The organism is Rhizobium mesosinicum, from assembly GCF_019511345.1.
In the GTDB taxonomy this organism is placed as follows: Bacteria; Pseudomonadota; Alphaproteobacteria; order Rhizobiales; family Rhizobiaceae; genus Rhizobium; species Rhizobium mesosinicum.
In genome coordinates, this window is sequence record NZ_JAEUAK010000003.1 from 134,111 (window position 1) to 152,331 (window position 18,221).

Below are 18,221 nucleotides of genomic sequence, written 5' to 3' on the forward strand. Positions count from 1 at the left end.
ATCAAGAGAGACCGAGGGGCGATTTCCACCGGCTTTTGCTTGTTGTGTCTTGCCCAGACAATCGGGAGGTCGACTGCAAGAGCAGCGGGATCCTGGAGTTTCCTGCAACGATCATCGTGTTGATTCCCTTGGTTACTTCTGCCTCTGAACTTCGCATCGGCGGCTCGCTCAGGGCTGATCGCGTGCCGACGAATTTGATACCAGATGAGGTCTCTTCAACCGATTGTGGTTATCAAGGGTAGCCGTGCCTCGACGCCTTCCGGACCCTTTCCGGTACCAGCCAAAAATCGATGCGAGGGCGGGGGACGTCGGGGAGGCCGACGTCCGAATAAGGTGGAGGATTACGCGTTGAAGCCGGCGTCTACACTTAGAACGGCGCCGGTGATCAGACTGGCAGCAGGGCCTGCCAGAAACGCGACTGCACTGGCGACTTCACGGGGCTCGCCAAACCGACCGAGCGAGGTAAGGCTCCGCTGATAGTCAGCATTCTCGCCGTTGGCGGGGTTCATTTCCGTGTCAGTTGAACCCGGGAGAACAAGATTGACGGTGATGCCTTGAGGTCCGAGTTCGCGCGAAAGGCCCCGAGTGAACGACAGAAGTGCCGACTTCGACATCGCGTAAGCCGTGACCCCGGGGAAGGGGACACGCTCCGCCAGGGAGGAGCCGAGAGAAATGATCCGGCCTCCGGATGACAGATGCGGGATTGCCGCCTGGGCGAACAAGACGGGAGCGCGAACGTTCACATCAAGCATGGCCTGCAGGTCCGCGAGCGCCAGATCCGCTGTCATGCCTGCGGTTCCGATCCCTGCGCTGTTGACCAGAATATCAAGCCCTCCAAGCGTGTCGACCGTCTGGCTGACCGCGCGCCGGATGGCTTCCGGGTCCGCACTATCGGCCTGAATGGCAAGCCCGCGCCGGCCTTTTGCCTCGATAGTTTGGACTACCGATGCAGCCCTGTCCGCCGAACGCTGATAGGTGAATGCGACATCCGCTCCCTTCTCAGCAAGAGCGATCGCGATTGCGGCCCCTATTCCTCGCGAGCCGCCATTCACCAGCGCACGCTTTCCAAACAAATCCATCGACATCTCCTTTATGCAGTGATCGATGCATAAATAGCTAGGCCCGTTGCAAACTTCCGTCAACTGAATTATGCAGTGATCGATGCAAAATAACGCTTTGACACCACCACCTGGTTCATCGTCGGCCCGCCCCCCACGCGGCCGGCCACGCGAGTTCGATCGCGTTGCCGCACTTGCAACAGCGACGCGACTGTTCTGGATCAAGGGCTATGAAGCGACCTCGATCGCGGATCTGACGGAAGCGATGGGCATCGGCACAAAGAGTTTGTACGCTGCTTTTGGTTCGAAAGATGAGCTCTATGCGGAAGCGCTCGAGTACTACTACACGACCTATGAAGGGTTGGTCTGGACGCGCTTCCGGAAGGCGTCAACCGCAAGGGAGGCGGCGCTGGCATTCCTCGAGGATTCCGCGATCGCCATGACCGGCGGAGATTGCGATCTGCCGCACGGGTGCATGGCGACACTTGCCTCAGTAGGCAGCGACGGGCACGCCGAACTAGCCGAACTCATACGAGCGACTCGCGCAGGTGGTTTCGACATTCTCAAGGCGCGCTTTGACAGAGCAAAGATCGACGGTGATCTTGTCCTCGCGGCAGACACGACGAAGCTGGCGAGGTTCGTGCAGATCGTCCAGAGCGGTATGGCGATCCGTGCTCGTGATGGAGCGGAACGGGCAGAACTTCATGCTGTGGCGGAAATGGCGCTTTCCGGCTGGGAAAATATAACCGCAACCGTCGATCAAGGCATGGAGAGGGAGGCCTGACATTCGGCCCGAACCGATTGAAACCTTGGAGGGCTTTAAACATCTTCGACATCAATCGGCATGTCGAATCCGTCTGCTGGTCGCGTTCGGGCCACATTGGCCACATCTGCAGACACCCGGGCAGCAACGTAACCGGTACGCGAATGGCGGCACGGCCGGAGTTGATACCGATTATGATAAGGTCCGGCGACCATCAGGGAATAGATTCCGATGCATCCGATCCACGTCCTGCCAGGGTCTTCGTCGCGTGATGCGATAGACGGCCGCGGGGGGAATATTGGCGAAGGTCCCGCCGACGTACGTCGCTTTGAGGCCTAGACGGTCGAGCAAGGGCCTGGCGATCGGGCATCGCGGTCCGTACGTGAATTGGTAAAATGCTCCTCCATGGCGAAGGTGCGAGAATGCCCCCTCCAGGATCCTAAGCACCTTGCGCAACGGCATCGATAGAAGAGGAAGGCCGCTGACGACCGCACCCACAGGCGCCGTTCCGTGCAGCGGCAGCTTGCGCAACTGAGCAGCATCCATCTGGACAGTTCGTGCGCCCGGATAGCGGTCGCCGAGTTGTTTGGCAAACTCCGCGCCATACTCGACCAGCACAAGGTTTTCTTCAGAGACACCCCGATGCAGCAAGGCCTCGGTGAAGACCCCGGTACCGGGACCCAGTTCAATGACCGTCCCCGTCTCGGCGGAGATTTCGGTTGTTATGAGAGAAGAAAGCGCACGTCCGGACGGTGTGACGGAGGCGACACGGAGGGGAGCGGAGAGCCACGCTCGAAAAAACAAGAACGCATCAGCAGCTCTATTCGTCATCGCTTGCTTGCTCCAAGATCCGGGCGCATCGAATATCGCCGCTGAAGCCGCCACACCAAGGCGATGAACAGTTCCGTGGCAACAAGCAGGACCAGTATTTTCAGGGCGAGTGCGGACGAATTCATTCCGGGGATGGCCAGTACAGTCAGGTAACCGCCGGCAATAAACAACCCGTTCCATAGAACAATGCCTACTGACACACCAGTGACAAACCGCAGCGTACTTGTGCCTAAAAGCCCAGCCGCCACAGGCGAGATCAATCGCACGGTGGGAATGAGCTGCGAGAGGATCGTCAGCGCACTTTGACGCTCGCGCAGCGAGGACAGTGTCCAGTCGATACGGGATCGTGATAGACCCACCCATCCGCCAACCGAGTAGAGAAGTGCTGTCGTCCTCTTTTTCCCGGCTGCTCGCACGAGAAGATAGAGAACGAGAGCTCCGATGGAGCTTCCAACCGTCGTCCCGATCACGGCGTTGTGGAGCGACCAGACCTCATCGTCGGCCGCAATGCCTATCGCGACCAGGACTCCATAGGAGGGCAGGGCAGGCAGGAAACGCTCCGCAAGCCCGATCGCGAAGAGACCAAATATGCCGTATATGGCAATCCATTCGACCAGATATCCGAGCGGGTCCATCTCTCACCCCTCCCGCACAATCGTTGGCGCGCGCGAGCTTGAGATATCCAAGGTTGGAGCCTGCGCGTTGAACGAGATCCCGGTCAGTTTCTCAGAAATTTCCCACAGCCTGTGTGCCACGTGCTTTTCCAACGCCGGTCGTGGGATCTGCGCTTCCGTTGGGTACCCACGGGTTTCGCCGAGTCTATCGGGCCCGTAATAGCGGCCGCCGCGAGCGTTCGGAGATGTGGCCGCAAACAAAGTCGGCAACGCGCCTTGCGCAACGGGCTGAAACAAAAACCACAAGAACGTCCTGAGGAGGCCTTGAGCACTGCGGCGACCGGGGCCGTTATGAAGCAGCTCGGTGCGCGACACGCCTGGATGGGCAGCGATACTAGTAATTCCCCAGCCTGCTTCTTCGCTCCGCCGCTGCAGTTCGAAAGCAAACATCAGGCAAGCCAGCTTCGACTGGGTGTAGACAGGCATCGGCTTATAATGCCGTTCCGCTTGTAGATCGTCGAAGTTGATTGCCGCACTTGCGCTTTTTACCGCAATGCTGGAAAGCGTCACGACGCGTGGGTCTTGTGCCTGCATTAGCAGCGGTAACAGGTGGCCCGTCAGGGCGAAGTGGCCGAGGTAGTTGGTGCCAAACTGCAGCTCGAAACCGTCCGCGGTCGTTTCGCGCGTCGGCGGCGCCATGACGCCGGCGTTGTTGATAAGAACGTCGATATGATGGCGCGTTTCTTTCAGTCGCTTCGCCAACGCTTCGATCGAGGCAAGATCGCCGAGGTCGACAATCTCCAGTGCGACCGATGCCTGAGGCGCCTTCTCCTTAATCCGCCGAATGGCGCCGGCACCCTTTGTCGGATTTCGTCCTGCGATGATCACGTCGCCGCCGGCTTGGGCCAGCGCAAGCGCATCTTCAAAGCCCAGACCACCGGTTCCGGTGATCAGGATCGTTCGGCCCTTCTGAGACGGCATATCGTCAAGTGTCCACGGTCTTGGCATCTTCAAATCCTTCTGTTTTTGGCTGGGGCAAGAGCCGCCCGCCGAAGACGCATTGTTCTGCACTTCGGCGGACGAGAGGTCGCCGTGGGGTGAAGCGACCTTTCACGGCTCCAGAATGGGGTGGTTCCGGATCCGGGCCTATCCGATGGCAGCGACTGGCCTGCCGAGGGGGCGCCCGGCCCCTTCGCCTCATACAGGCCGGATGTTCGGGAGTTATCTCTCTGACAGCGGCCGGATCGGTGGCGTCATCGCCACTGCACGCCGCGACGGTTGTCCATCAGGCGATGCCGCCATTCGCGAAGACGTTCTGGCCATCGATCCAAGCCCCGTCCTTCGAGCAGAGAAGGCTTATGACATTGGCGATATCTTCCGGCTGGCCCAACCGACGAAGCGGGGTCGCTTCCGGTATGCCGCGCAGCGCCTCTTCCCCGTGCTGGCGCAGGAGTTGGGTATCGACGGCACCTGGTGATATCGCATTGACTGAAATGTTGCGGCCGCCGAGTTCCTTGGCAAGAACGTTTGAATAGATCTCCTGCGCCGCCTTGGTTGCAGCGTAGGCTGCCGTACCGGGAGGGCTCATTTTGACGATACTTGAGCTCAGGCTTATGATCCGACCACCATCGCGCACGCGTCGTGACGCCTCGCGCAACACGTTGAAACTTCCTCTGACGTTGGTGGCCATCATCCGGTCAAAGGCCTCGTCGGTCATCTGGGCGAAAGGGCCGACATTCATGATGCCGGCGTTATTGACGACGATGTCGACGCCGCCAAAGGCTTCGTCATTGGCGTCGAAAAGAGCTTTGACTGCCGCTGGATCGGCAACGTCCCCTTGGCGGACGATGGCGCGACCGCCAGCCGCCTCGATGTCGCGCACGACCGCTTCGGCAAGATCCCGGTTCGTCAGATAGTTCACCGTCACAGCATACCCGTCTCGCGCCAAGCGTCGGGCCGTCGCGGCGCCAATGCCGCGCGAAGAGCCGGTGACCACCGCGCCACCCTTGTCGCCGGATCGCGTGCCAGCGTCGGACGTCTGCGCCGACGCGACGCTTGTCATGGCGAAAGCTGAAGGAACAGCGGCGGCCATGGCCAGAAACGAGCGGCGAGAATTATCGGTATTAGACATCGTGGTATCTCCTTTGAGAAAGTTTCGAGGTGCCGCAGACGTCGTCCGCAGCCGCGCTTCGCGCTCAGCGCTGGCGAAGGAAATTCGCGAACCGCTGGTTTGCGATCAGGTAGACAATCCCCGCCATCACGCTCGCCAGGGGTACGATGAGCAAGCCGAGCGCGAGGCCATTGGAAATGTCGGCTGCTGTGGCCGCATCGCTGACGATGCCTACGATCAACGGCCCAAGTGCCGGACCGGCAAGACCGGATCCGATCATGACGAGACTGGTCGCCTGTGCCTGACGGCCAGGACCGGCGATCAGATGCGCGGCGCCGAAGCCCCACGGCAGCATGAATGAAAACGAGAGCATCCCAGGCACAAAGAGTGCAATGGACATCCAGCCGGTCGGTGCAAACAGCGCCGCAGTCGTCGTTACACTGGCGATCAGGAATAGAATTGCCGGGGGGCCGAGCACCTTACCGGTGCCTGAGCGGACAGCATGATCAAACCAGCGTCCCCCGCCCAATGTCCCGATGATCCCCATCAACCCTTGCAACATGCCGAACGAAACGCCGACCTCTGTCGCGGTAAAGCCATGGGCGCGGATCAGAAACGGTATGGAAAAGGCGTAGAAAGGGGCGCCTGCGAAGCCCAGGCAAACAGCCCCCGTGAACAACCAGCGAAACGCCGGAGACGACAGCAGGTCGAGACTGGTTCGCAGAAAAGGTTCCTCGCGCGTCGCTGTTGTCTGAAGAGGGGGAGTGGGACCGGATACAAGAATGGTCAACAGACCGATCAAGACGCCGATGGCTCCAGCACCGATCAAGACGATGCGCCAGCCGAAGACATCTGCAATCGCGCCGCCTGCCGCAAACCCCAGCATCGTGCCGAGTGGGATGCCCATGGCGAATAGGCCGATCGCAAGACCGCGCCGCTCTAAGCCAATTTTGCGGACGATGAGAGCGTGACCTGCCGGAACGGCACCAGCCTCACCGAACGCAACACCGAAGCGTGTGAGCGCCAGGAACAGGAAACTCGCAGCGAATCCACCAAGGGTCGTCATGGCGCTCCAAATTAGAACGCACGAAACCAGTACGAGCCTTGGTGACCCCCGATCTGCTGCGCGGGCAAGCGGCAAAGAGAGAAGCGCGTAGCAAACCGCGAAGGCGAGGCCTGTAAGTAGGCCCATCTCAGTGTCGGTCAGCGACAGGTCCGTTTTGATCTTCTCCGCAAGGATGAAGGGAAGGATCCGATCGATCTGCGAGAACGCATTGATCAGCAGAAGCACCATGCATATGGCGGCCATACGCAAGCCTTTGACATAGTCCCGGTTGGAGGCAGCAGGGGGCGGTCGTGTCTCTGAAGGGTCTATTGACCGGGCGACAAATTCTGTCATCTTGAGGTCACTCCTCGCTTGGTTGCACCCTTAAGCTAGATGGAGTGACCAGTGACCAGAATGCCCGAACCCTCAAGAAACTTGCCTATTCCTACAAGTGAGGCGATAGTCTCGGCGAGGAGCCACGTAGTGCCGTGGCCTCTGAAGCAACCGGAGGCCCGCTTGAATACACCATTACTTTCGGCTGTCTCCGCCTACATCGAAGACCAGGGCGGTGGGCAAGGCCTGTTCCCGACGGCCATCGAAGGCTTCAATATCGTCCGCTCGTTTCAGTCGATGATGCCGATGCGAAACATTTATCGGCCGTCGCTCTGCGTCGTGCTGGAGGGGGCAAAGGAGTTGCAGTTCGGCGACGAGCATCTCAACTACCGCAGCATGGAGTGCCTGGTCGTCAGTGTTGGGATGCCGGCGACCGGAAGGATCGTCGAGGCCAGTGCCGCCAAGCCTTATATCGGCGTGTTGATCGATTTCGATGTGGCAACTGTACGTGAAGTCCTTGAACAACTAGACACACCACCAGCCCAGTCGGAAACGACCGGTCCTGGTGCCTTCATCGCCAAGGTGGATGAACCACTCGCCGATTGCATCCTCCGCCTGGTTAGGTTGCTGGCAACGCCGAAAGCAATTCCGATCCTGGCGCCTTCGATCGTGCGCGAGATTTGCTTTTGGCTGTTGAGCGGTCCGCATGGCGGCGAGATCTGCAAGCTTGCCTGCCCGGAATCAAACATCGAACGGGTTGTCAGGGCAGTCGCCCTTTTGCACACTAACTTCGCGGAAACATTGCGAGTAGATCAGTTGGCTGATGTCGCGCGAATGAGCCCATCGTCGTTTCACCAGCATTTCAAGGCGCTGACCTCGATGACGCCGCTGCAGTTCCAGAAGCAACTCCGCTTATTGGAGGCGCGCCGCCTCATGGTGACGAAAGCTGCTAATGTTGCCGAAGCGGCCTATAAGGTGGGGTATGAGAGCGCGTCGCAGTTCAGCCGAGAGTATTCAAGAACCTTTGGCATTGCGCCTAAACAGGATGCTCTGAACCAGCAACGCCTCCACAACGAATATGCGAGCCGCACTGTACGCTCCGCGTAATACCTTCAGGAAGAGTTGCGGCTCGGGCGCAAAGGTCTCGAAATTAGCCTTTAGCCTGCTTCCTGGCTCCGATCGGTCATTCCAAATGGGCAGGTCGATGTCCACGACGAAGGAGATGTCAATTGCACAGGTGGTTCACATCCCTTCAACTGCAGCCAGACGGCAATCTGCCTCAGCTTCTGCTCTCATAGGCCGGGCATTGCCTCGCAGCAAACAGTAGCCTATATGTAGGCATGTTCCTACATGGAGGCTGCTATGAGCGTTACAAGTTTATCTAGCCGGGAGTTGAACCACGACGTGAGTAGGGCAAAGAAGGCTGCCAATAAAGGACCTGTAGTTATCACAGATCGCGGGAAGCCGTCCCATGTGTTGATGACCTATAGCGAGTTCGAGCGCCTGACCGGCAAGCCCCGCAATCTGGTCGAAGCTCTTTCAATGCCCGGTTTGTCAACCATCGATTTCGATCCACCTCGAGCCGAAATTGCACCTCGCGGAATCGATCTGTCTTGAAGTATCTGCTGGATACAAACGTCATCTCCGAGCTGCGGAAAGTCGGAGACGGTAAAGCTGATCCGAATGTGATGAAGTGGGTCGGTGCTCAAGGCTCTAGCGACTTATTCATATCCGCGATTACGATTCTGGAACTTGAGCGCGGGATATTAGGTATCCAACGTCGAGACGCTTCCCAAGGCTCTCGCCTGCGGGCATGGATGGATAGTCGTGTCCGCCCGGAGTTTGCAGAGCGAATTCTTCCAATTGATGACGCGATAGCAACGCGTTGTGCCCACTTACATATTCCAGATCGCCGCAACGAAGCCGATGCCTTGATAGCGGCGACCGCGCTGGTTCATGGTTTGACTGTCGTGACACGGAATGTCCGAGATTTCGATGGTACCGGCGTGATCGTCGTCGATCCATGGTGCGAATGACGGCGGACGCGTGGGCACTCGCGAGCCAATGCCTTTTTCGGAAACTCCGGGGATCGCCTCACGGCTGCTTTGCGCCTCCATAGTGGTCATCGAGCCACCGGTCGACGTCGCCGAAAAGCGGACATTACGTGGTGAAAACACCCGGTCGCAACGGAGCCATAAGCTGTCATCTCGCCATTTCAGTGAGGAGGGCTCGGCACTGCAGTGTAGTGGCGCTATGCTGCAATCCGAAAAAGTCTAGTTCCGAAAGGACATATTGGCGAGTCTGATCCGGGCGAGATGGCTTTATGGCTTGCTGTGCTAACGACAAAGAACACCGGCAGATAAATGCCAGCACGCAGACAATACTGGCGACAGCCTGAGATATTCCTCTTCTGCCCTTTCGCCCGAGGCCCTCTGGGCGGCGGCCGGTGGTTGCAGCCACCCGATTTGGCGTCCGTTTCCCGGCCCTATCCGCCCATTGGCCCACGTTGCGGAGCCAGCGCCTGTGTCTGCGCATAGGCAAGCGGCGAACGGTTGCCCGGGAGATTGGCGTCGAGGACGAGCGTCTTGACGTCGTCGGCACGGATGTCGAGCGCCACGACGACATCGAGCTTGTCGATTTGCCATACGGCATAACCGAGCCTGGGCTCGTATCCGCAGTCGCATCCGCAATCGCCCTGCACGATGGTGCGAGCCTCTTCCGGCAAGAACATGATTTGCGGCTTTGGCAATCGGTAGCAATGGCCTTCATAGGCGTATCCGTAGATGACGCCGATGCTTTTCATGCATTGCCGAACTTGCTTGTGGAGCGCCTGACCACCGATAGTAATTGGCAGCGCATAAATTCCGTCGTCACCAAGTGCGGTGAATGTTATTCTTCCGTTCAAGAGGGAAAGGATGACGTCCTCGCCGGTTTTTCTCTCAATCTCTCTTATTAGGTCGTCGATTATTCCACCGACTTCTTTTTTTGCTTCCGGATTCAGGTTGTTTATTGTTTCGTTCGAGTTCATCGCGGCATAAATTTTCTCCTTTAGCAAGTTGTCGTTGATTGCGGATAGAAGAGTGGCAGGCCGGCCATACAGTTTCACTTCTCCCGGGTTGTAGGTACTGTAGTCAGGAACCTGTAGGCCTTTCGGCTCCTCCCCCACGCCCGGATAGGGACCGCAACAGTCGCTCATTGTTTGCCCTCCTAGAGTTCATCTCGGACCGATGATTTCACGCCACACAAAATTCGCTTCGAGCGCATCGGCGCCGCCACGGCTGGCAGCTTGGATGACGGCCCGTGCTGCTTGCTCGAGAGTCATGGTGTTGGGATCAAGTGTACGCAGCGACGCGGCGAGTGCACTGCCGACCTGGTCACGCGCGGTCTCGAGCGCCAGCTTGAAATAGAGCGGCCGGACGCGAAACGACCGTTCGGTCAGCGAGCGGAACTCGTCGAACTCGCTCATCGTCAAGTCACGCAGATCGACGTTCAAAAGGCGCCTGTCGGCAAAGCCGTCCCTGACCAATTGCCGATGATAGATTTCCACGATGCTGTCGAAGATCGCGCCGAGGAAGGGGAGCGAGCGGTCGTGCGGCTCGCGGGTGGTTTCCGACATGCGGCGGAAATTGGTGGCGAGACGGATTTGCGTCTCGGGACTGGTCTCGGCGAAGCGGTTGAGCTCGTTGGAAAGTAGGAGATTGCCCTGTGTCCGACGTAGCAGCCGGTCGACGGCGGAATCGAAATGCAGCAGCGAAATCAGCGACACGCAGTCGGAAAAGGCTTCGGAAAACGGGAAGAAATCGGCCTCGCGCGACGTGATCATCGGTATGCCGAGTTCCGACAGGCTGATGAAATGGCCGACCTCGTGGGCGATTGTGTCGAAGTTCAGCGCATAGGGCCGCAGCACGCCGCCGACATCGGAGGCTCCCAGCTCCAGATAGCCGTAGCCGGCATGGGCGTTGTCCCAGTCGACCAGGGGAATGATTTCCAGGCGGCGAAAGGCCGGGTCGAAGAACCAGCGGATGCGATGACCGAGATAGCTGTGCCAGATGTCGAGCACGAAATGTACGCAGGCATAGACGTGGACGCCGAGGTAGGCTCGCGATTTCGGGTCCATATTGTCGAAGTTTCGATCCGGGCCAGATCGTGCCGCCGGTCGCCGCTCGCCTTCGAACGGCGGCAGATCGTCAGGACCATAGGGCTGTTTTTCGATCAACGGATCGACCACGTACACCCACTGGTCGCTCGGTCCGTCACGGATCTCGTCGGGCAGGATCGAGAGCCAGACGCGATCGGGCTCTTCGTAGCCGGGGATGAAGGGAGGCTGGGGGAAAATCCAGAATCGTGTGCCGATGCGTGGGTTCACGCGTTCCGTCACATTGTTCGGATACGGTTCCATGGCACAATCGCTTTCGAAGAAGAAGGATTGAGCAACCACAGCTTTAATTAGTAATTTCGGATCAAGTCGATGTCAATATGCGAGGCTTCCAAATCTCTCATGAAAGTATTGGTCGCGACCCAGGCGCGATCAACGTCGCGGCCCTGCCGCTCTACTGTCAAGGAAGGCGCCATACGTAACGTAAGGAGGGCGTCCTGGCGCTTTTGCCCGGTCATTTCTTTCCGCAATGCCCAAATACGGTCACTGGAAAATCCCCCAGCCCGCAATAGGGCTGCGAGCGAGCGATCGCGAAAGTTCGTCCCGCGCGCCAAGGCGATGAGCTGGTCGCGCTCATCGGATGTCATCATATTTCGGCGGGCGAGCGTCGAGAACGTCCGTTGAAGGTCGACCAGTGCGTCCGTGAGCGGCAGATAGCCGAGTTCGGCGGGCCCTGACTGCACGGCGACCGCATCCTCCGCTGTCAACGGCCAGCGCCGGTACCACCTATAGATCAGGCCGACGCCGATCATGCCATAGGGCGCAAGCTCGGCCGCCCGCAAGGCTCCCATGCTGGCCGCGCCGATCATGACGATGCCTTGTGCCATCGCCCAGAGAATTTCCTTGTGGCGGACGGCGGGGCGGTCCTCGAACTGTCCGTCGATCAGCACCATCGCACGCGGACGGAAGGCATGGGCGGCGAGTATGACCTCTCCCTGCGATACGGGCTGAAGATAGATCGCGTCGAGCACCGCCTGCGCCTCGTCGAGACGCAGCGTGGGGCCGAGAAATACCAGAATTGGACCTTCCTTGCCGGCATTCGTCATCGACAACCCCTCAACGTAAAATTGAAAACGGCCGCGCACCCGCAAGAATGGTTCGCACGCAGGCCACGCCTGCTTCGGCGTCCGCTCCGACCGGTACGGCGAAAACAGGTCCAAGCCCGCAGGCGGCAACCCGGTCGACGACGTCGCGCAGGCATGTTGGGGCGAAGGGCGACGATGCCGTGCCCGCAGCCGTGGCTTCGAGGATCAGGCGGCGGGCGTCCGCGACGAGCGGATCGGTGCTCTTGCGATAGTGTTCGCGCGTCTGGTCGTCGCGCGCGCCGGAAATCGCCCCGGCGCGGGCCGACAATGCCTCCAGCATCGCGCTTGCCGCGGCTGTCTCGACGGTAAAGCCCGCGGAATGGCCCTCCGTCGGCAACGCCAGGGTCGGCTCAGCCGCGCCGGCCTCGATCGCCTGACACCAGATCACCGGTAGGTCGGTGGGCGACGGGGCGTGCCAAAGCGCGAAAGCGATGCCCTGCGTCCGGGTGACCGAAAGAATATGCTCGACCTTCGGCCCGATGTGCGATGTCGCTATGCGGCGACGATCGAAAAAGCCGTGGGTGGTGAACGCCCGGGCGATCGCGTCGCGTTCGATGCATTCGAACAGCCCATGCGCGAAGGCATCTCGCGCCGTGCGGTGGCAGGCAAGGCCGGTGGTGGTGCGGATGAACAATCCGTCGCCCTGTGGCTCGGGATCAGTATAGCAGGTGTGAACAAGTTCGAGCGGCACCGGCTGCGGCGCTCCGCTCGCGACATCGACAGCCAAGGTCCAGGGAATTGGCAGCGATCGCCATTCGGTGCCGGCGTGGGGAAGCAGCAGGTTTTCGAACAGGGCCGCGTCAATCCGAAGCTCGTCGGCGGTCGCAAGAAAGCAGTCCGAGGAGGGAATGCGCTCGGCGAAGAAACGCTCGAGACCCTCCATGATCGCCCCGACCGCCGCCTCCGTCAGGGTGAGGCCGCGGCCAAGCGAGGTCACCTCGGAAAGCGCGGCCGGCTGGACGGCCTGCACCACCGGCAGACCGAGACGGTCGAGCCCGGTCAGGTCGGCGAGACGGGTGATGCCGGCCCGGCGGCTGAAAGGGAGTAGCCTGCGAAAACATGCCTCGGCGGCGCCGGGGTCGGCCGGCGTATCGAGCCGTTGCCTCAAGCCGGCGGCAAGCTCGTCGCGAAAGTCGGCAATCCGTCCGTCGATCGCCGGCGGGGCAGGGGTCAGGCCTTCGGCCGTGTCAGCGTCCGATAACAACGCCCAGCTCCCGGGTTGAGCGGCTCGCCCTTTGCAGCAGAGCCATCGCACCCTGGCTTTCGGCGATGGTCACGGCGGTCAGCAGTTCGGCGGCGACAAGATTGGTTTTCACGTTTCCCCGAGCGCGCAGCACGGCCCGGCAGCGGTAGAGTTCGGCGAGCCAGTAGGCATGGCCGGTTTCCTTGGCCTGCCGGATGGCGTCGGTGACGACGTCGATGGCCTGCTCATACTTGCCGGCAAGGCCGAGCAGGGTCGCGTGCATGTAGAGATAGATCGGCAGGTCGGCGACGGCGCCGAGATCTTTGAGCAGCGCCAATCCCTCGCCGAACATCTCATGGCCGGCGAGGAGGTCGTCGCTGTGGGCTTTGGCCCAGCCGCCGAAAAGCAGCGACATGCCAGCGAGCGACTGCATCTCATGTTGCTGGGCAAAGAGCTGCATCCGGCTCGAAACATCCGCCAGCCGCTCGAAATCGTCCCGGTAGAAGGCCGAGACCGCCTCGGTGTCGAGCGAATGGGCTGTACTCGGAACATGGCCGATGCGCTCGACCAGGCCGACCATGTCCGCAAGTGCTGTGTCCGAGGCCGAGCCCTGTCCCGTCAGCCAGAGCGACAGAGCGAGTTGTCCGAGGCCGCAGACCTTGGCGTCGTGGCCGCCATAGAGCGTTCGCGCGGTTTCGGCCGATCGCTCGTCGTAGAGCGCAAGCCCCGTCGTGATCGCCTCCTGCGTCTCCTTGTGCCAGCCGAGATTGAAGTCGATCGCCCAGATGCAATGCTTGACCTGCAGGGCGATTTCGCGATCTTCGGTGCCAAGCATCATCATCTGCACTTCGAGTGCGCGGTCGTGCATGACGAGAAAGTCAGGCCCGGTCAGCCACCAGCCCCAATAGATCGGAAACCACTTTGGCTGGTCTTCCTTCGGCTGGCGGCGGGCGATGGCAACGCCGTCTTCGTACAGTTTGCGGGCGGGGGGAGAATTGGCGCCGACGAGGCCAGTGAGGATCGGGCCGAGCCTGGTGAAGGCGGAAAGCCTCAAGGCGTCGACCGCCTCGCTTTCGTCCATCTCGGCGCAAAGGGCCAGCGCGTGCTCCAGATGGTGGCGCGCCTCGATCATCGCCGAGCGGCCGGCACTCTCGGAGCCGGCGGCGATGAACAGCCGAATTGCCTCCTCCGTGAGCCCGGCGCGTTCTGCCTGGTCGGCGAGCCCGCCGGTGTCGATCCATTCCGCCAGCCCACGGTTGTCGCTGACGGCGTTGAACAGCCGCCGGTGCAGAACCTGCCGTTGCTTGCGCAGCAGTGCCTTGTAGATCGTTTCCTGGATCAGGGCGTGTCGGAAGCGGTAGACCACGGTTCCGCCGGTTCGGCCACGCGTCAGAAAGCCGGTTTCGCACAGCACATCCGCCGCACTCGCCAGCGATCGCCTAGCGAGATCCGGCAAAAGCGCGTGAAGCAGCGGCAGCGTCATACGGCCGCCGGCGATTGCCGCGGCTCGCGCCACGTCCCGCGCCGGTCCGAGGCGCGCGAGCCGTTCGTCGAGAATCCCTTCGAAGGCAAGCGCGTGCGTGTGAGAGACCGTGGCCTCGCCGTCATGCGCGATTGCCTCAGGAATATTCGCCGCATCCGCAGGCGCGATCTCCGTGATCCACTGGCAGATCTCCTCGATGAACAGCGGAACGCCGCCGGAAAGCCGCTCCGTCGCCTCCAGAAGTTCCGGAAGTGCCCTGCGCTTGTGTGCCGGCCAACTCGCTTCGATCGCCTGCTTCGTCTCGTCGCGATTGAGTGGCTTCAACGACAGGTGCACCACGTCGGCACCGTCGGTCCAATCCATCGCGGCGCCGGGGCGCAAGGTGACGACGAGAAGGATGGGAAGCCGTGAAACCGTGCGGGCGATTTCACCAAGGAGGTCCTGCGACGTCGGATCGATCCAGTGAATATCCTCGACCGCCATGATCAGCGGGCCGCGGGCGGCGACGGTCTCCAGCGCATGGATGGTCGCCCGCCGCGCCCTGTCGCGGATTGCCTTGGGATCGCTACCGGAGAGGGACTCGTTTCGGCCCGCAGCGCCGAGCAGATACGAAAACAGTTCCGCGACGTCTGGCTCTTCTATGCCGTGGTGCGCGAACGCGGCGGCGACGGTTGTCGCCGTCAGGCGTGAGGAGCCAGCCGCCTTGGACGCCGTGCCGGGAAAGCCATGCATGAGCGGGTGAAGCGTGGAGCGCGCGCCGCCGGGCGCGCACTGAAACAGGAAGGCCCTCGATCGCTCCTTGCGGGTAAGCTTGCGGATCTCCCGCAAAAGCCGTGATTTCCCGATGCCGGCGTCGCCTTCGATCGCCAGGATCTGGCCTTTCCCGACCAAGACCTCTCGCCAGCAACGGCCAATTGTCTCAAGCTCGGCGGCACGGCCGATGAAGGAACCGCCAAGCCGTCCGAAGGCGTAGAAGCGGGTGACTTCGGTACGATGTTCGAGCGCGCGCCAAACCCTTTGGGGCTCGGCAAATCCCTTTAGAGACCGGCTGCCCTCGAAGATGAAGGCGTAGGCGCGTCCAGCGAGGGTCTTCGTTTCCTCCGAGACGAGAATGCTGTCAGGGGCCGCGAGCGCTTCCAGCCGCGTCGCCATGGCGAGCGCCGCCCCCGTCACCGGCTCCTGCGAAGGGACTTCCTCGCGCGGTTCCTGGACCAGCGCGATGGAGGTGGCGATGCCGACGCGGACATGCACGTCGCTGCGCCGCGCCTCGCGGCCGATGCGCCGGCAGGCCTCGATAACGTCGAAGCCAGCGCGAATCGCCAGCGACGCGGCGTCGCGCGAGCCAAGTTCCGTCGGGAAAAGGGCAACACCGCCGTCACCGGCCTCGACCCGCATCACGCCGGAACGCGCGACGATCGCCGACCGCACCGCCTGCTGAAAGGCGGAAATCAGCTCCTGGAAGTCCTCGATATCGAGTTGATGGAAAAGATTTGTCGAGCCGACAAGATCGTAGCAGAGCGCCGTGATGAGGCGCCGCTCGCTGCCATGCTCCGCCGGCCTCGCGCCCCCGCCCCGCGATTTTCGTGGGTGCTTCGGTGAGTTGTTCGGACTTTCGCTCGCCATCGCCGCCCCTTGCGTGTCTGCTAAATCCTGCACCTGACACAGCGACTATAACACAGGCCGACACGCTGTGTCGGTAGCCAAAAATTGAAAGGAGATCGGATTGTTACCGGGCAGGAAATGCCGTGCGGCGGGGCATACCCGCACATCGAAATTACGCAACCATTTCAAAGAGAGTGGCACGCCCTAGGGGAGTCGAACCCCTCTTCCCAGAATGAAAATCTGTTTTTGACGCTGACAAGCAGTGACTCTTTGCGACTTCCCCATGCGCTTGCCTACAACAGAACAGCGGCACCCGAGGCCATGGCACGGATCGCGGCGGCGATCGGTGCGTCCGATGCGCCGATTGGGCTACACCGGGTGGCAGTCAGACTTGGCGTCCCCACAGCACTGCGCGACCTTGGTGTGAAGGAATCCGACCTCGACCGCGCCTGCGAGATCGCCCTTTCTAATCCGTATTGGAACCCGCGTCCAATCGAAGCCGCCCCCCTGCGCGATCTGCTACAGCGCGCCTGGGAGGGAGCGGAACCCAAGCCCTGAGGGAAGCGGCGTAGCGCGACATCGCTCCTCGCCCGGCGAGGAAAATGTGCGGTCAGAACGAGTTCATTTGCCTGCTGTCTGGCATTTTTCTTGTTCGACGCAACTGGTACGCTGGTCGTTTTGGCGATCGCAAGCGTCAGGATGTTGGCGTCCTGGTCACCCTGTTTGACCGTGGCGATCTGCGTCACTTCGCAATGCGTCGTCGCAGCGCCGTCAGCAGCCTTGCCATTGATGCAGCGATAGTACCAATCGTCGAACTTCTGCACGCGCGCCGGCTGAACCGGCTGCTGCTCACCAGCGACCCTTGGCTTTTGCTGGATATCCGAAATCGACGGCATTGCGCCCCGATGTTCCTGAGCTTGGAGGGAGGTTGCGCAAAAGGCGGAGGAAAAAAGGACCGCCGATGCGAGGGTCCTGATGGAAAATGACGAAAACGCCATGCAAAAACTTCCTGAAAGCAATGCCCTTCGCCCGAGCGGGAAGCCCGCTCTTCGATCAGATCTCAATAAATATCTGAAAAAGCACATAGCGCTCATGTGCAGCCGGTCATCGACTAAGGCAAAGCATAGCAGACTCTCATCACTGCAACATTAAGTAGTTGGTGCGGCACAAGAGTACGCGCGCGTTTCTGAAGTTGCGTGCTTGTTTTGCAACACCTTTGGTTGCTCAAATGCTTTTGCGGCCTAACCATTTACGTCAGTTGCTGACGGTCCCGGGACCTAAGGACGGCTCGGGGTGTCGCCGGCTCCACTTTGCCGCCGCGCGAAGTCGACGAAGGCCTTGAACGCGGCGGTCGGGTTGCGGCGGCTCGGATAGTAAAGGCTCAAGGGTGCGTGCGTTGGCGTCCAATCCTCAAGCACGCGCACGAGGCGGCCCGCCTCAATGTCGTCTCGCACATCGGACTCCATCGCCAGGGTGAGACCGACCGAAGCGAGGGCGGCCGTGCGCGCGAGGCTCGCTTCGTCGAGGGTGAGGGGGCCCTCAACGTCGATATGGACCGATTGTCCATCCTTCTCGAACGGCCAGCGGTAGATCGCACCATCGGGAAGCCGGACGCGGAGACAGGAATGCTCGGCAAGATCCTGGGGGACCTTTGGCGTCCCGCACGCTTCCAAATAGCTCGGTGTACCCACCACGACATTGCGCCGCGCGCTCCCCAATGGGAGTGCGATCATGTCGGCCGGCACAAGGTCTGAGTTACGGACGCCGAGGTCGAAGCCGCCCGCGACAATGTCCACCAGCCGACCCTCTGTGACAATGTCGATGTGGACTTGAGGGTGCACACGCAGGAACGGCAGGACGAGCGAAGTGAAGATTTCCCGCGCCGCTGTCGGAAAGGCGTTGGTGCGCAGCTCTTTGGCAAAATACTCACCCTCACCCTCACCCTCACACTCACACTC

At 60.8% G+C, this 18,221-nt stretch carries 18 protein-coding genes; 6 read left to right on the forward strand and 12 right to left on the reverse strand.

Translation table 11 applies throughout. The features are described 5' to 3' along the window. Positions 1-341 precede the first annotated feature (341 nt). A complete protein-coding gene (locus JNB85_RS08265; protein WP_220333862.1) occupies positions 342-1,079 on the reverse strand; it encodes an SDR family NAD(P)-dependent oxidoreductase in 738 nt (245 codons plus the stop codon). Positions 1,080-1,161: 82 nt separating this feature from the next. Here JNB85_RS08265 and JNB85_RS08270 point away from each other — a divergent pair, with 82 nt between their 5' ends. Beyond that, entirely contained in the window at positions 1,162-1,842 is a 681-nt protein-coding gene (locus JNB85_RS08270) for a TetR/AcrR family transcriptional regulator (RefSeq protein ID WP_220333863.1), read from the forward strand. A gap of 171 nt (positions 1,843-2,013) precedes the next feature. On the opposite strand, the gene JNB85_RS08275 is transcribed toward JNB85_RS08270, so the two are convergent. From JNB85_RS08275 to JNB85_RS08295, 5 genes are all read right to left on the reverse strand, one after another. Then, positions 2,014-2,652, reverse strand: a complete 639-nt coding sequence (locus JNB85_RS08275) for a class I SAM-dependent methyltransferase (protein WP_223216457.1) — start codon at positions 2,650-2,652, stop codon at positions 2,014-2,016. Continuing rightward, positions 2,649-3,287, reverse strand: coding sequence for a DedA family protein (locus JNB85_RS08280; protein WP_220333864.1), 639 nt, complete (start codon positions 3,285-3,287; stop codon positions 2,649-2,651). The genes JNB85_RS08275 and JNB85_RS08280 overlap by 4 nt, the downstream gene beginning before the upstream one ends. A gap of 3 nt (positions 3,288-3,290) precedes the next feature. Further along, complete coding sequence (locus JNB85_RS08285) at positions 3,291-4,274, reverse strand: oxidoreductase (protein ID WP_220333865.1); 984 nt, start codon at positions 4,272-4,274, stop codon at positions 3,291-3,293. 277 nt (positions 4,275-4,551) lie between these two features. Further along, on the reverse strand, positions 4,552-5,397 hold the full coding sequence (locus tag JNB85_RS08290) for an SDR family oxidoreductase (RefSeq protein ID WP_220333866.1): 846 nt from the start codon (positions 5,395-5,397) through the stop codon (positions 4,552-4,554). Between the two features lie 64 nt (positions 5,398-5,461). Continuing rightward, positions 5,462-6,775, reverse strand: a complete 1,314-nt coding sequence (locus JNB85_RS08295) for an MFS transporter (RefSeq protein ID WP_220333867.1) — start codon at positions 6,773-6,775, stop codon at positions 5,462-5,464. Positions 6,776-6,937: 162 nt separating this feature from the next. On the opposite strand from JNB85_RS08295, the gene JNB85_RS08300 reads away from it, so the two are divergent. The 3 genes from JNB85_RS08300 to JNB85_RS08310 all read left to right on the forward strand — a co-directional run bounded on the left by JNB85_RS08300 (position 6,938) and on the right by JNB85_RS08310 (position 8,790). Next, positions 6,938-7,861 (forward strand): AraC family transcriptional regulator, encoded by a 924-nt coding sequence (locus JNB85_RS08300; protein WP_223216459.1) that lies wholly within the window; start codon positions 6,938-6,940, stop codon positions 7,859-7,861. 255 nt (positions 7,862-8,116) lie between these two features. Then, positions 8,117-8,371, forward strand: coding sequence for a type II toxin-antitoxin system Phd/YefM family antitoxin (locus JNB85_RS08305; protein WP_220333755.1), 255 nt, complete (start codon positions 8,117-8,119; stop codon positions 8,369-8,371). Continuing rightward, positions 8,368-8,790 (forward strand): type II toxin-antitoxin system VapC family toxin, encoded by a 423-nt coding sequence (locus tag JNB85_RS08310; protein WP_220333756.1) that lies wholly within the window; start codon positions 8,368-8,370, stop codon positions 8,788-8,790. The genes JNB85_RS08305 and JNB85_RS08310 overlap by 4 nt, the downstream gene beginning before the upstream one ends. A 449-nt stretch (positions 8,791-9,239) precedes the next feature. On the opposite strand, the gene JNB85_RS08315 is transcribed toward JNB85_RS08310, so the two are convergent. Genes JNB85_RS08315 through JNB85_RS08335 form a run of 5 tightly spaced genes read right to left on the reverse strand, consistent with a single transcriptional unit; the run spans position 9,240 to position 16,284 of the window. Then, entirely contained in the window at positions 9,240-9,950 is a 711-nt protein-coding gene (locus JNB85_RS08315) for a hypothetical protein (RefSeq protein ID WP_220333868.1), read from the reverse strand. An 18-nt stretch (positions 9,951-9,968) separates the two neighbouring features. Beyond that, entirely contained in the window at positions 9,969-11,153 is a 1,185-nt protein-coding gene (locus JNB85_RS08320) for a gluzincin family metallopeptidase (protein ID WP_220333869.1), read from the reverse strand. Positions 11,154-11,200: 47 nt separating this feature from the next. Then, positions 11,201-11,956, reverse strand: coding sequence for a TfuA-like protein (locus JNB85_RS08325; protein ID WP_220333870.1), 756 nt, complete (start codon positions 11,954-11,956; stop codon positions 11,201-11,203). 10 nt (positions 11,957-11,966) lie between these two features. Continuing rightward, a complete protein-coding gene (locus JNB85_RS08330) occupies positions 11,967-13,148 on the reverse strand; it encodes a YcaO-like family protein (RefSeq protein WP_420852264.1) in 1,182 nt (393 codons plus the stop codon). A gap of 34 nt (positions 13,149-13,182) precedes the next feature. Beyond that, positions 13,183-16,284, reverse strand: a complete 3,102-nt coding sequence (locus JNB85_RS08335; RefSeq protein WP_220333871.1) for an ATP-binding protein — start codon at positions 16,282-16,284, stop codon at positions 13,183-13,185. Between the two features lie 249 nt (positions 16,285-16,533). Here JNB85_RS08335 and JNB85_RS08340 point away from each other — a divergent pair, with 249 nt between their 5' ends. Beyond that, positions 16,534-16,821, forward strand: a complete 288-nt coding sequence (locus JNB85_RS08340) for a dehydroquinate synthase/iron-containing alcohol dehydrogenase family protein (RefSeq protein ID WP_220333872.1) — start codon at positions 16,534-16,536, stop codon at positions 16,819-16,821. 44 nt (positions 16,822-16,865) lie between these two features. Continuing rightward, a complete protein-coding gene (locus JNB85_RS08345; protein WP_220333873.1) occupies positions 16,866-17,249 on the forward strand; it encodes a hypothetical protein in 384 nt (127 codons plus the stop codon). A gap of 291 nt (positions 17,250-17,540) precedes the next feature. On the opposite strand, the gene JNB85_RS08350 is transcribed toward JNB85_RS08345, so the two are convergent. Then, positions 17,541-18,173, reverse strand: coding sequence for a LysR substrate-binding domain-containing protein (locus JNB85_RS08350; protein WP_338050322.1), 633 nt, complete (start codon positions 18,171-18,173; stop codon positions 17,541-17,543). Between the last annotated feature and the right edge of the window lie 48 nt (positions 18,174-18,221).

What these genes read in the sequence shown, in the direction of transcription:
- JNB85_RS08315 (WP_220333868.1), bottom strand. Translation starts at nt 9,950, where the DNA reads ATGAGCGACTGTTGCGGTCCCTATCCGGGCGTGGGGGAGGAGCCGAAA.
- JNB85_RS08280 (WP_220333864.1), bottom strand. Translation starts at nt 3,287, where the DNA reads ATGGACCCGCTCGGATATCTGGTCGAATGGATTGCCATATACGGCATA.
- JNB85_RS08265 (WP_220333862.1), bottom strand. Translation starts at nt 1,079, where the DNA reads ATGGATTTGTTTGGAAAGCGTGCGCTGGTGAATGGCGGCTCGCGAGGA.
- JNB85_RS08325 (WP_220333870.1), bottom strand. Translation starts at nt 11,956, where the DNA reads ATGACGAATGCCGGCAAGGAAGGTCCAATTCTGGTATTTCTCGGCCCC.
- JNB85_RS08320 (WP_220333869.1), bottom strand. Translation starts at nt 11,153, where the DNA reads ATGGAACCGTATCCGAACAATGTGACGGAACGCGTGAACCCACGCATC.
- JNB85_RS08345 (WP_220333873.1), top strand. Translation starts at nt 16,866, where the DNA reads ATGTGCGGTCAGAACGAGTTCATTTGCCTGCTGTCTGGCATTTTTCTT.
- JNB85_RS08335 (WP_220333871.1), bottom strand. Translation starts at nt 16,284, where the DNA reads ATGGCGAGCGAAAGTCCGAACAACTCACCGAAGCACCCACGAAAATCG.
- JNB85_RS08295 (WP_220333867.1), bottom strand. Translation starts at nt 6,775, where the DNA reads ATGACAGAATTTGTCGCCCGGTCAATAGACCCTTCAGAGACACGACCG.
- JNB85_RS08290 (WP_220333866.1), bottom strand. Translation starts at nt 5,397, where the DNA reads ATGTCTAATACCGATAATTCTCGCCGCTCGTTTCTGGCCATGGCCGCC.
- JNB85_RS08270 (WP_220333863.1), top strand. Translation starts at nt 1,162, where the DNA reads ATGCAAAATAACGCTTTGACACCACCACCTGGTTCATCGTCGGCCCGC.
- JNB85_RS08305 (WP_220333755.1), top strand. Translation starts at nt 8,117, where the DNA reads ATGAGCGTTACAAGTTTATCTAGCCGGGAGTTGAACCACGACGTGAGT.
- JNB85_RS08285 (WP_220333865.1), bottom strand. Translation starts at nt 4,274, where the DNA reads ATGCCAAGACCGTGGACACTTGACGATATGCCGTCTCAGAAGGGCCGA.
- JNB85_RS08275 (WP_223216457.1), bottom strand. Translation starts at nt 2,652, where the DNA reads ATGACGAATAGAGCTGCTGATGCGTTCTTGTTTTTTCGAGCGTGGCTC.